Raw genomic sequence first — 13493 nt, 5'->3', positions numbered from 1 at the left:
CAGCCCGTACTGCGTACCGAGATGCCCATGAGCACGACCGCCGCCAACATTCCTGCCGCACAGCCCGACGCCACGCCGCTGCGTTTCGTCACCGCTGCCAGCCTGTTCGACGGCCACGACGCCGCGATCAACATCATGCGGCGCCTGATCCAGGGGCAGGGCGCCGAAGTCGTCCACCTCGGCCACAACCGCTCGGTCGAGGACGTGGTCCGCGCCGCGCTGCAGGAAGATGCCGACGGCATCGCCCTGTCCAGCTACCAGGGCGGCCACGTCGAGTACTTCAAGTACATGGTCGACATGCTCAAGGAGCGTGGCGCCGGTCACATCCGCGTGTTCGGCGGCGGTGGCGGCACCATCACCCCGGAAGAAATCCGCGAACTCCAGGCCTACGGCGTCGAGCGCATCTACCACCCCAACGACGGCATGCACATGGGCCTGGTGGCGATGATCGAAGACGTCGTCCGCCGCGCCAACGAGGGCCGCATTGCCGACATCACGCCGGACAAGCCGGCCGCCATCGACGACGAGATCACCATCGGCAAGATGCTCTCGGCGATCGAAGAGGGCCTGCTCGACGAAGCCCAACTCGCCCACCTGCGCAAGCAGTGGCAACTGGCCGGCGGCAAGACCCCGGTGGTCGGCATCACCGGCACCGGCGGCGCCGGCAAGTCCTCGGTGACCGACGAACTGCTCAACCGCTTCCTCGCCAATTTCCCCGACATGCGCATGGCGGTGATCTCGGTCGACCCGACCCGCCGCCGCACCGGCGGCGCGCTGCTCGGCGACCGCATCCGCATGAACTCGCTGCGCAGCCCGCGCGTGTACATGCGTTCGATGGCCACCCGCCGCCAGCATTCGGCCACCAACACCGTGCTCAAGGACTGCATCGGCTTCCTGCGCGGCCTGGGCTACGACCTGGTCATCGTCGAGACCGCCGGCATCGGCCAGTCCGACTCGGAAATCGTCGACCTGGTCGACTTCCCGATGTACGTCATGACCAGCGACTTCGGCGCGCCGAGCCAGCTCGAGAAGATCGACATGCTCGACTTCGCCGAACTGGTCGTGCTGAACAAGTTCGACAAGCGCGGCGCCGAAGACGCCCTGCGCGACGTGCGCAAGCAGTGGAAGCGCAACCGCGTCGCTTTCCAGACCAAGGACGAAGACGTCCCGGTCTATCCGACCATCGCCAGCCAGTTCAACGACCCCGGCATCAGCTGGATGTTCGTCAACCTGTGCCGCCTGCTGCGCGAAAAGCTGTCGCTGCCGGCCGAGAAGTGGACCCCCGAGGTCGACACCTCGCTCAAGGAACCGCGCGCCACCGTGCTGATCCCCGGCAGCCGCGTGCGTTACCTCGCCGAGATCGCCGAGCAGGGCCGCGGCATCAACCGCCAGATCGAAACCCAGGCCGACGTGGCCGACCGCGCGCAGTCGTACTGGCAGTCCTTGCACGACCTCGACGACCCCGAGTTGCCGAAGCAGCTCGACCTGTATGCGGCTGAAGCGTTGTTGGCTTCGAGCCCTCACCCCGGCCCTCTCCCGCAGGCGGGAGAGGGGGCCGAGCAGAACACCTCTCCCGCCGGCGGGAGAGGTCGCGCCGAAGGCGCGGGTGAGGGCGGCCCGGTCGCCGTCGACCGCACCCTCGTCACCCTGCGCCAGCGCTACAACGACGCCGTCCAATCCCTCACCTCCGAAGCCCTCAAGCTGCTGCGCGACTGGCCCGCGCGACTGAAGTCGATCACCGACGACGTCAACGAATACAAGGTCCGCGACAAGGTCATCCGGGTCGAGAACTACCGCGACTCGCTGAGCCACCAGAAGATCCCGAAGATCGCCGCCCCGACCTACAAGAGCTGGGGCGAGCTGCTGACCTTCCTGCAGAAAGAAAACCTGCCGGGCTATTACCCCTACACCGGCGGCGTGTACCCGTACCGCCGCACCGGCGAAGACCCGATCCGCATGTTCGCCGGCGAAGGCACGCCCGAGCGCACCAATCGCCGCTTCCATTACCTCAGCGTCGGCCAGCCGGCTGCGCGCCTGTCGACCGCGTTCGACAGCGTCACCCTGTACGGCGAAGACCCGGCGGTGCGTCCGGACATCTTCGGCAAGATCGGCAACTCCGGCGTCAACATCGCGTCCTTGGACGACATGAAGAAGCTGTACTCCGGCTTCGACCTGTGCGCGCCGACCACCTCGGTGTCGATGACCATCAACGGCCCCGCGCCGATGCTGCTGGCGATGTTCATGAACACCGCCATCGACCAGCAGGTCGAGAAATACCTGCGCGAGGACGGCGCCCGCTGGGACGCCGCCCACGACAAGATCGAAGCGATGTTCGCCGGACGCAAGCGACCGCAATACAGCGGCCTGCTGCCCGAGACCAACGACGGCCTCGGCCTGGGCCTGCTTGGCGTCACCGGCGACCAGGTCGTAGACGCCGAAACCTACGAAGCCATCAAGACCCGCACCCTCGCCACCGTGCGCGGCACCGTGCAGGCCGACATCATCAAGGAAGACCAGGCCCAGAACACCTGCATCTTCAGCACCGAGTTCGCCCTGCGCATGATGGGCGACATCCAGCAGTACTTCGTCGACAACAACGTCCGCAACTTCTATTCGGTGTCGATCAGCGGCTACCACATCGCCGAAGCCGGCGCGAACCCGATCAGCCAGCTCGCCTTCACCCTGAGCAACGGCTTCACCATCGTCGAGTACTACCTCGCGCGCGGGATGAAGATCGACGACTTCGCGCCGAACCTGTCGTTCTTCTTCAGCAACGGCATGGACCCGGAATACACCGTCATCGGCCGCGTCGCCCGCCGCATCTGGGCCCGCGCCATGCGCGAGCGCTACGGCGCCGACCCGCGCAGCCAGATGATGAAGTACCACATCCAGACCAGCGGCCGCTCCCTGCACGCGCAGGAGATCCAGTTCAACGACATCCGCACCACCTTGCAGGCCCTGTACGCGCTGTTCGACAACTGCAACAGCCTGCACACCAATGCCTACGACGAAGCCATCACCACTCCGACCGAAGAAAGCGTGCGCCGCGCGGTCGCGATCCAGATGATCATCAACAAGGAACTGGGCCTCAACTTCAACGAGAACCCCTGGCAGGGCAGCTTCGCCGTCGACTACCTCACCGACATCGTCGAAGAGGCCGTCTACAAGGAGTTCGAGGCGATCAGCGAGCGCGGCGGCGTGCTCGGCGCCATGGACACCATGTACCAGCGCGGCAAGATCCAGGAAGAGAGCCTGTACTACGAGCACAAGAAGCACGACGGCAGCCTGCCGTTGGTCGGCGTCAACACCTTCCTGCCGAAGGATCATGGCGGCGACATCGTCACCGAGATCGAACTGATCCGTTCGACCGAAGGCGAAAAGGGCCAGCAGATCGACAACGTGTTGTCGTACCAGCAGGGCCGCAACGCCTACGCCAGCGAAGGCCTGCGCAGCCTGCAGGCGTCCGCGCGCGACCGCAAGAACGTGTTCGCCAGCCTGATGGAAGCGGTGAAGACCCACAGCCTGGGCCAGATCAGCCACGCCTTGTACGACGTGGGCGGCGAATACCGCCGCAACATGTAATCGCTGATCGCCGTATCCGAACCGAACAGGCCCGCAATGCGGGCCTGTTTTTTTTGGCGGGTTCTGTTTGCATCAGCCGAGGATGGCGAGCGAGTCTTGCGGGCAGGCCCTTCGGCTGGGTTCCAGATGCACGTTGCGGTCCTTTCATTCACGTCGTTGTTTTCTTGGAATCGCCGATGCGAAACGGTCGTTGCGACCGAGCCAGAGCAAATCCCCCCGGCGCAGCCACACCCACCTCAAACATGCCACGCAGGCGCCAGCCCCCTTTTTCAAAGGGGGCGATTTTCAAAGGGAGCCGTAGTTCCTACCCGCGGCTTCTGGTCTTGCCGTTGCCGTTCCCACTTTGCCAAGGCGATAACGCTCTAGCCGTTGCCATTCCCCCCTTTGAAAAAGGGGGGGAGGGGGGATTTGCTTTTATCAGATGAGGCAGTACCTCCCCGTCTGCTTCAGAAGCCGACCGCAGCTTCACTCCCCCTTTGAAAAAAGAAGGGAGGGAGATTTGCTTTTACCAACCCAGGCAATAGTTACCCTCAGCAGAAAACAAAACACCAACGCCGCGGTAATCCACCCAGCTAAACACCACACATCGTTTCCCGGCACGCCCCAACCCGATCCGCGACGCCGATCACGCCAACACCGCAACGCACGCTCGCAAAAAACCAACTGCGCGAAAACCAAACAAAACGCAGTCAGCTATCCCTCGCCAAGACCGTGCAACAAGCGCGACCGCGCATCCGAAACCATGCCGGCTTTCTCATTAGGCCGCTAGGCGTTCTGCCAAGATCGCCGCGCGTCGAAGCATCGCCGCGCATTACCGCACCGGCCGGCACCAGGGGCTCGGTCACCTTCATCCTCATTCTTCAGGAGTGGCCTCATGGCTATCCCCCTGCAGCGGCTGCGCGTGTTCGCTCAGCATGTCTGCGCTTTTGCTCTGCTGGCGTTGGCAACGACGACCGGCGCTCATGCACAAACCCAAGCGTCACCCACCGCAATCAACACCGGCGATTTCAGCCTCGGCATCGACCCCGGCAACGTCGCCACCAGCCGCGAAAGCTCGGTGTTCGCCTACGTCGTCGTGACCAGCATCGACCGCTTCAGCCGGCCCGCCGTACTCACCGCATCGGGCTTGCCCGCAGGCGTCACCGCCAGTTTCTCGCCGGCCTCGATCAGCCCACCACCCAGCGGCAATGCGCGCTCCCGGCTCACCCTGGCGATCGCCGCCGGCGTGCCGGCCGGCACCTATCCGATCACCGTCAGCGGCAAGTACGACAAGCTCGTGCGCAGCGCCACGGCGAACCTCACCGTCACCGCCGATTCGGGCTTCAAGGTGACGGTGTCCGGCACCCAGCACATCACCTACATCGGCGGCAGCAGCCAAGTGCCCATTACGGTCACCGGCAACGACTTCAGCGACCCGGTCATGCTGAGCGTGGCCGGCTTGCCCGCAGGCGTGACTGCGACCTTCGGCCTCAACCCGGTCAGCCCGCGCGCCAAGGCCGCGGTGAATTCGACCCTCACCCTCAAGGCCTCCGCGCAAGCGCAGCAGGGCAAATACCCGATCACGATTAGCGGCGCATCGGGTCCCATCACCCGCGGCGTGCCGATGGACCTTTACGTCAACCCGGACCCCGATTTCACCCTGTGGACGATCGGCCGCAGCCGGGCCCTGGTCGCGGTGACCCAGCAGGCCGGCATCAGCGGCTGGCTGGAGATCAACGCACGGCCGTTGCACGCCTGGAACCAGCCCATCGCGTTCTCGATGGAAGGCCTGCCGCCCGGCGTCACCGCCAGCTTCAGCCCGGCGGTCGTCAACCCCTACGGCCCCACCAGCATCGCCTTCACCGCATCTACCGATGCATCGATCGGCAGCTATGAAGCGACCCTGGTCGCGACCGCCGCCTCGAAGACCCACCGTCTGCCGGTGCAATTGACGGTGTTGCCGTACCTCGACGCCAACCGCCTGGCCAACGACCTCACCCGTGTCGGCATCACCCTGAAAGCCGGCGAGTCGTTGTTGTTCAACGTCATGAAGCCGGAAGGCGCCGCACCGGGCTTCTATCTCAACACCCAATTCGGCCCCGGCACCGGCGCCGGCACGCTGTACGTGCGCGAAGGCGCGCCGCCGACCGATACCGAATACCACTGCCGGACCAGCGGCGTCTGGAGCACCTTCTGCCGAGTCGACCGCGACCCGCACGCCGACTTTCCGCTCACTTACTTCCTGCGCCTGAAAGCGCGCACCGACATGACCGGCGCCAGCGTCATGGCCACCTATGGCGACGGCTACGACGCTCGCCCGCGCGCAGTGTTCGCCAACCCGGCCGACCACCTCATCAACGACAACACCGTGGTCGAAAGCCCGCTCACCGTCGCCGGCTTGAACGGCAACGGCGGCATCGCGTGCATCAGCTACCGCCTCAGTCACCCGCACCGCACCGACCTCAAGCTCGAACTGATCGCACCCGACGGCAAGGCCTATCTGCTGCGCGAGCACAGCAACGGCCCGATCAACCCCAGCCCGGAACAGACCCTGGACCTCACCGACAAAGTGGCCAACGGCGTGTGGAAGCTGCGCGTCACCGACGATGTCTCCGGCGGCTCGGGCACCTTGCTGCATTGGACCTTGGATTTCTTCCGCAAGGATTGATGCACCCAGCTCGCGGTTTGGACCCTCTCCCGCGAATCCACTGAACCCCTCTCCCGCGTGCGGGAGAGGGGCAGGGGTGAGGGGCTTTAAGCCGCCGTGACCCCGCACACCAGCACCACGCGGCCCACCGTCGCCATGCCCCGAAGCCCCGGCTGCTCGATAATGCAGCCATGACCATCATCCTCACCGACTTCGCCCGCGCCCGCCTGTTTCCGCGCGAGCCGCGCCGCAACACCATCCAGGACATCACCCCCGAACAGTTCGAGCGCCACCTCAACCAGGCGCCGCCGCTGCAGGTGCTCGACGGCTACGCCCCGTTCTGCAAACTGCACGTGCACCGCAACTGGACCAGCACCCGTTGCCTCGCGGTGCCGATCACCGACGCCAACCGCCACCTGCTGCGCTCGGACTACGACGCCCGCACCAAGGAAGAACTGCCCGTGCTGGTGCGCTGGTTCGAAGACCTCGACCCGCCGGTGGCCGAATACCTCATCGTCATCCTCTACAGCCGCGAACAACTGGCCAAGGAAGGTACCGTCACCGACGCCGACTGGGGCGTGGTCGGCTGCATGTACACCGCCGAACCCGTCGAAACCCCGATGGCCCCCATCACCATGATGCGCAACGCCTTGGGCGTGGAAGAGGGCGGCTCCGGCGTATCGCTGGACCGCGAGGCCTACCGCCGCAGCGTCGCGTTCTGGAGCACGCACGCCAACTGGCGCGGCTGAGGCGCTTTCCGCGGCCAGCGGTTGCAGCGCCGCAGCGTTCGTCGTAAACAAGGCTTCGGTCGAATTCGAACGAGGTGCCCCATGGATCGATACACCGGCGGCTGTTGGTGCGGCAACGTCCGCATCGTGGCCACGGGCCGCCCCTACCGGGTCGGCCTGTGCCACTGCCTCGATTGCCGCAAACACCACGGCGCCCTGTTCCATGCCTCGGCGATCTTTCCCGAAGAGGCGGTGATCGTCGAAGGCGAAACCCGCGCCTACCAAGGCCGGCACTTCTGCCCGCATTGCGGCTCGCCCGTGTTCGGCCGCAGCGCCGACGAAATCGAAGTGAACCTGGGCGCCCTCGACGCCCCCGACCAGTTCCAGCCGACCTACGAGCTGTGGACCGTGCGCCGCGAAGCCTGGCTGCCGCCGTTCCCGCTGCTGCGGCATTACGAACGCAATCGCGAAGGCCTGACCCGCTTCGAGGAATAGGCGGGGGAGGTCGGTTGGCACATTAGTCGCGCACGACGAACGTCGCACACAGACTCGAATCGACATAACCGCAACCCGTGGTTGCGCATAACCTGCATTCGACAAAAATAATCGAGAAATCTGCGGCGATAACCGCACACGGGGCTTGCAACCCAACCCCGGAATAGGGGACTTTTATCCGGCCCCAATGCCCACTCAGGAAAAGGACGCCGCATGTGGATATTCAAGGCCAAGCTGACGCCCCCGGAAGTCCCGCTCAGGTTGCGCGAATTGCTCAAGGACTACCCGGGGCATGTCGAAAGCTTACAAACAGTCCTGAATGAATTCGCACAGCCGACGCCCCGAGTGCAGCCGTTGGACGAGGCCATCTGGGCACTTCAGAACCGGCTCGACTGTTTCCTTCAAGAGGCCGTTCGACAGCTTGAAGCCGCGCGGGCCGACGGAAACCCCGTGTTGTTCGACGCGGCCGAACGCGCAAGATCGACGATGGGCCGCGCGCTCTTGAGCTTCGACAGCGATCCTGACGGGCTTGGGCGTTACTTCAAGCTGCACAAGAAGGCATTCGAATGACCTCCCAAGAGCGCGTGTTGGACATAAGGGTCGGCGAGATGATTTTCTGGGATCGGATCGTTCCCGATAGCGGCATGGAGCAGGCCGCATCCCACTCCCAACCCAAAGCGATCTTCTTGGTGGGCCAGCCGGGCGCAGGGAAAAGCGCCCTGATAGGCATGGCGAAAGCAGACCTGGGCCATGATCTGATCATGATCGACCCGGACAGGCTCCGCAGCTATTGGCCGGATGTGCGTGAACTGCGCAACGCAAGCCCCTACACCTGGCCTCTCGATACCGAGCATGATGTCGGTCTATGGGCCGCCGCCTTGCAAGAGGTGGCGGTTCGAGGCCGTAAAAACATCATCATCGATACCACGTTGAGCGACGCGGAAAGCCTGCTCGACCAGATACGGTTACTGCAGGTCGAGCGCTATGAAGTTCAAGTCCGAGTCGTGGCCGTGCATAGATTGGAGAGCGAACTCGCCGTCGATGCGCGCTTCCTGAGTGGCTTCCTCAGGGACGGTCACGGTCTTTATCACCAAGAAACCTTTCGTAAGCAGTGCTACGAGAACATGCCAAGCAACTTGGACCGTGTGCGCGGTCAAGCAGAAATTCCGTTCCGCATCTTTAATTGCGATGGCCTGGAGATCCATGACGGCCGCATCAGCCCAGCGTCGCCCGGAGCGGTGCTTGAGCAAGCCCGCGAGGCCCGGCTTGCCGATCCAAAAGTCACCAAGGCAGTGCATAGGGGGTTCAAAAAGCAATCGGCCCTGCATCGCGACCTTCCCGAGTTACTCGCTCGCATGACCGAGCCGCCGATGCCATGAGGCGGGAGTTTTGTTTATATGATATTTATGAATAAGGAATTTTCATGGAAAACAGGTTGATGCCACCAGCTGTTCCGGCCAAGTTGCAGGAGTTGCTTCAAGACTATCCCGAGTATATCGATCGTCTGCAGAACGCCCTGGCGCCATTTGCAGTGCCGAAGTTGCGCTTGCAACCATTCGACGACGCTATCTGGGCGCTTGAGAGCGTACTGGATGGCTTCGTTGATGAGGCTAACTATGAGTTGGACGCTGCTCAGTCGACTGGTGGTGTAGAAGAAATTGAGAGGGCGAAGGAAAAGAGACGATTGATGCTATTGGCCCAGTCTAGGGGCGCAGGTTTGAGTGGTAGGTCTCTTCAAGGTCTCTGGGAGTACTTCCAGCAGAACAAGGAGGCCTACGAATGAATGCCTTTAACGGGTTGCTGGATCGAGAAACACATCGGCGTGTGTTTCTCGAAGAAGTCATTCCGGGTAGCGGATTCAATGAGGCAACTGCAAAGATCAAGCCCAAGGCTATCTTTCTCGCCGGTCAGCCTGGAGCTGGTAAAGGAGGTTTGGCCCAAGCTGCTGAGATAGGGTTCGCCTATGACGCCGTTACCATCGATCCCGATGGTCTTAGAGGCTATCACCCAGGTGTGAGTGGATTTCGTGCGGCACGCCCTTATACATGGGCCGACGACACGCATGGGGACGCGAGCCAATGGGCTAAAGAGTTGCGCGGCGCTGCAGTCGAAGCTCGAAAGAACATTATTGTTGATACAACGCTAGGCAATGCTAAGTCCGCGACTGAGATTATCAAAGATCTGCAAGCCAAGGGCTACGAGGTCGAGATTCGGGCGATGGCAACTCATCGGCTTGAGAGCGAGCTCGGTGTCGATGCGCGTTTTACTTCGGGTGTAGGTGATAAAGGCTACGGTCGATATGTGCCCGAAGAGGTCCGCGCGCAGGTCTATGCGCAGTTGCCTGAAAACTTGGACCATGTCCGCGCCGAAACGGGTGTTCCGATCCGCATCTTCAACCGCGAAGGTGCCCAGCTATACGACAGCCGCACTAGTCCGCTGATGCCCGGGGCGGCGATGGAACAAGCGCGCGAAGCGCGACTGGCCGATCCGAAGGTGACGAAGGCCATCAGCCAAGAGCTGAAAGCCCAACAAGCGCTACACCAAGACCTCCCCGACACTCTCGCCCGCAACCCCAAAGTCTCGCCCACCACCGCGCAGGCCCTGTTAGCCGAGCGCAGCGAACTCAAAGTGGTTGAAGGCATCAACCGCCTCGCCGGAGAAGCGGCCAAGGTTGACTTCGCCACGCGCGTGCGTCCGCCCCTCATCAAAGCCGGCGGCGTCCTCGGCGTAGCCGCATCCGCCTACGATGCCGCCACCACCTATCGCGACGCCTCGCGCCTGTCCGAACAGGGCAACCAGTTCGGTGCTGAATCGAAGATCGTGGGCGCGGTGTCGCGCAACGTCGGTGGTCTGGGCGGTGTCGCGCTGGGCGCGGCCGCGGGTGCCGCGATCCTGTCGGAAACCGGCCCCGGTGCAATCGTGGGCGGCGCTATCGGCGGCGTAGTCGGCGCGGTGGCCGGCGACAAAGTGGCCGAGTGGATCGACCAGCACCGCATCAATCATCAGGAGTTTCAGGGCCAGACCTGGAGCTTCAACCCCAAACAACCGCAGGCCGGCTGGACCCGGCGAGAGCTCGACCTGGACGCGATGCGCTTCAGCGAAGGCATTCCGGTGCACAAGCCGGCCGGGCCGAAGGCCGAGCCGGCGCTTGCCGACCGGCTGAACTACCAAGCCTCCGGCCGCGCCATCGAGCTGGCCTTGTCGGCGCCGCCCAGGCCGCAGAACCCGTACGAGCTGCCCGCGAACGATCGCGACGCGCGCAGCTTCCGCGAAAGCTCGTGGGAGCGGAACCCGCAGACCCAGGCATGGTCGCGGCAAGTCGCCGTCGGCTACATCGACCGCAACGTCATGGACATCTGTACCCAAGTCGCGACGCCGCAACGCGCGGCCGAACTCGAAAAACAGTCGCAGGCCATCATTGCCGACAACGCCAGCAAGACCCCGGCCGCCCTGGCCGCGAACTACCAAAGCGCCCACGACCAATACGGCTGGTCCCGCCACGGCGAAGTGCCGGCGGCGGTGAAGGATGCCGCCCGCCACCCGGGCCGCCTGGTGGCCTCCGACGGCGACACCTACGAGCGCGATGCGCAGGGGCAGTGGACCAGCCGCGGCATGGTCTGGGACAGCAAGGCCGAAGGCAACATCAAACACGAACTGGACGCGACCTATCAGCGCCAGCAACAAGCGCTAAAAGTCACCGACCTGGCCCCGGTCGAAGTGCATGCCGACCGGCAGCAAACCGCGGCCCTCGCACCCGCGTCCGCATCGCCGCGACGCAGCACGCCCCAGGACGCCGACCACCCCGACCACGCCCTGTATGAAAAAGTCCGCGGCGCCGTCGAGCAACTCGACCGCCAGGTCGGCAAGCCCTGGGACCAACAAAGCGAATGCATGACCGCCAGCGCCCTGGCCCTGGCCGTCGAGAAAAAGTTCGACCCCAAGGACGACATCCGCCTGGCCTTCAACCAACCCACCGCGAACCTGGCTCCTGGCGAGATGGTGCACGTCTACCGCGTCGGCCACGCCAACCCCGACCCCGCCGCGCACCTCGCCAGCATGAAGACCGCCGACGCGCTGTCGACCCCGGTGGAAGACCGCTACCGCCAAGTGGAGACGACGCGGATGGCGCAGAGCGAGCAGAGCCAGCGAGAGCAACAGGAGCAGGTGCGGAGCCAGGGGGGTACAGGGCAGGGTGGGCCTAGGATGATGGCGTGATGGGGCATCGCTCGCTTAGATATCCCCTGATAGAGGCTGCCTGCGGCGTTCAGATTAAGACGTAAGTTCCGACGACCAATCCTTCATACTCGCAGGCTGGTCGAGAGCATCGACCCTGTGTTGGACTAGTCATCGCCGTTCCCAGCAGTCGCGAACAAATGACGGCCCATCGCACCGCGACGACGATCAAGTAAGACTTGGTCGGCTGCATAGAGACACCGCCGAGTCGATCTAAATGCAGACTGCCGGATCATGATGATTTGAAATAGCCGAAGCGTCGCAGATGACGGTTTGATGTGCGCTGAATCCTGGTTTCTGCGGGCACAGGTGAATCTAGTCGAGCATGCTAGTCAGCGAGGGTTGGGCGAATGCAGCGATAGCAGGCAGTGACACAAAAATCGCAGGTGCGGCCGGTGAAGATGGCGTTGTTCGTTTAATCAGATATTCGCTATGAGCGCCCCGCACGATTAGCCTCGTCCTTGCGTGCATTGATTGCGAAAGTATTCGGTTTCATGGCGCTGCCGGTAAACTTTGTGCTGTTAAGAGTAAATAAAACAATTGCATCGAATTATGAATTGAGTGGGTATTTCCTGGCGCTTATCTCATCTGTTGGGGGTGATATGGTCAAGCTCTTAGTTCCTAGGGGAAGCTTTCTTCGAGATACAGAGCCCACTCATATTTCGCGCTTGAAGGAAGTTGCGAAGTGGCGTCTGCCTGAGGAAGGAAGTCGGGAGTGGGTAGATTTTCGACTTCGTTCGGCTGCTGCGGAGCAAGATCCTAGATATCGGAAACTATTAAGAGAATCCAGTAAAATAGCCTGGGCTACTATGCACGCCGTAGAGCGTAATGGTGCTGGCTTGCCCGCTGATTCTGGAGTGCGCGAATTCTTATCGGAGTATAATAGGCGTACTGGTAATTTTGGGCTGCACTATTTGCCAGCCTCATTTAATGTTTTTGAGGCTTTTAGCAACTACTTGCCCAAGTATGGTGTTTTTGTGCCGCTTCGCGAAAGCGATTTTGTTTGTAGCATTCGAGGATTCTTAGACTATCAGGCCAGTCTGGTTGATCGCGATTTGCGAGTTGCAATTGGCTGTATACCCGAGGGGGAGATATTCAATTTCTCCTTTGCCGAAAACACTGGGGATTGGATTCTTGAGGAGGGCGGCGAGCGATTTGTTATTTCATCATTCTCGATGGTCCGACATGCTGGGGAGCTGACAGCGATATGTCTGGGAGGGTTTGAAAGAGATTTGCTTGCTGAGACTTCGTTTATAAAGTCAATGTTCTCTGAGGGGGAGATGAATGCATCTAAGCCGTTATTGGAGGTTGATGCTTCTCTGAAAGCAGAAGCAGTGGCTTTGGATCGTGAGGCAAGGTTTCATCGTATGTATTTTGGATTTCGCTTTGATGTAGATAAGTGCGCAATGCAGACGCGATATATGCTTTTTGACGGAGGTAATTCGTGGAGTCTAAAAACGGATGATCCTATTACGCTAGATCGAACCGATGATTTCTCCGGTGTTAAGGAGCCGGATCGATGGGTCGAGTTTATAGAAAAGCGAGGGGGTGTGTTTTCTTTCTTGGCACGTTTCTTTGGTCTTTTGGCATACTTTAAGTCTAAGCAAGATTTAGTTGTCGCCTCCCCGTAAACTCACTCCAACCCTAACCAGAGGTCTCCAGGCAAACTAGCCCCAAGGAGACCCAGATGCGCAAGAGCAAGTTCACCGAGAGCCAAATCGTCACGACGCTGAAGCAAGTCGAAGGCGGTCGGCAAGTCAAAGACGTCTGCCGCGAGTTAGGCATTTCCGAGGCGACGTACTACGTGTGGAAATCCAAGTACGGCGGCA

At 62.0% G+C, this 13493-nt stretch carries 10 protein-coding genes; all 10 read left to right on the top strand.

Going from position 1 to position 13493, the window contains the following annotated elements; genetic code table 11:
- The first annotated feature begins 27 nt into the window (after positions 1-27).
- Positions 28-3582 (top strand): methylmalonyl-CoA mutase family protein, encoded by a 3555-nt coding sequence (locus ACTOWK_RS15295; protein ID WP_441330983.1) that lies wholly within the window; start codon positions 28-30, stop codon positions 3580-3582.
- 874 nt (positions 3583-4456) lie between these two features.
- On the top strand, positions 4457-6229 hold the full coding sequence (locus ACTOWK_RS15290) for a proprotein convertase P-domain-containing protein (RefSeq protein ID WP_441330982.1): 1773 nt from the start codon (positions 4457-4459) through the stop codon (positions 6227-6229).
- A 170-nt stretch (positions 6230-6399) separates the two neighbouring features.
- Complete coding sequence (locus ACTOWK_RS15285; RefSeq protein WP_441330981.1) at positions 6400-6957, top strand: DUF3228 family protein; 558 nt, start codon at positions 6400-6402, stop codon at positions 6955-6957.
- Positions 6958-7038: 81 nt separating this feature from the next.
- On the top strand, positions 7039-7431 hold the full coding sequence (locus ACTOWK_RS15280; RefSeq protein ID WP_441330980.1) for a GFA family protein: 393 nt from the start codon (positions 7039-7041) through the stop codon (positions 7429-7431).
- Positions 7432-7644: 213 nt separating this feature from the next.
- Positions 7645-8001 (top strand): hypothetical protein, encoded by a 357-nt coding sequence (locus ACTOWK_RS15275; protein WP_441330979.1) that lies wholly within the window; start codon positions 7645-7647, stop codon positions 7999-8001.
- Positions 7998-8810: a zeta toxin family protein gene (locus ACTOWK_RS15270; protein ID WP_441330978.1), complete on the top strand. Its 813-nt coding sequence runs from the start codon at positions 7998-8000 to the stop codon at positions 8808-8810. The genes ACTOWK_RS15275 and ACTOWK_RS15270 overlap by 4 nt, the downstream gene beginning before the upstream one ends.
- 44 nt (positions 8811-8854) lie before the next feature.
- Positions 8855-9214, top strand: a complete 360-nt coding sequence (locus tag ACTOWK_RS15265; protein ID WP_441330977.1) for a hypothetical protein — start codon at positions 8855-8857, stop codon at positions 9212-9214.
- The gene (locus ACTOWK_RS15260; protein ID WP_441330976.1) at positions 9211-11646 is read left to right on the top strand and encodes a zeta toxin family protein; all 2436 of its coding nucleotides are present in this window, start codon (positions 9211-9213) and stop codon (positions 11644-11646) included. Before ACTOWK_RS15265 ends, ACTOWK_RS15260 begins: the two co-directional genes overlap by 4 nt.
- A gap of 479 nt (positions 11647-12125) precedes the next feature.
- Positions 12126-13295, top strand: coding sequence for a hypothetical protein (locus ACTOWK_RS15255; protein ID WP_441330975.1), 1170 nt, complete (start codon positions 12126-12128; stop codon positions 13293-13295).
- A gap of 56 nt (positions 13296-13351) precedes the next feature.
- Positions 13352-13493, top strand: a 142-nt coding sequence (locus ACTOWK_RS15250; RefSeq protein WP_441331050.1) for a transposase, incomplete at its 3' end; no start/stop codon positions are given.

This window comes from Lysobacter sp. CA196 (assembly GCF_052078695.1).
Classification (GTDB): domain Bacteria; phylum Pseudomonadota; class Gammaproteobacteria; order Xanthomonadales; family Xanthomonadaceae; genus Lysobacter.
Note: the sequence above shows the minus strand (reverse complement) of the source record. Positions and strands in the feature narration are given on the sequence as shown.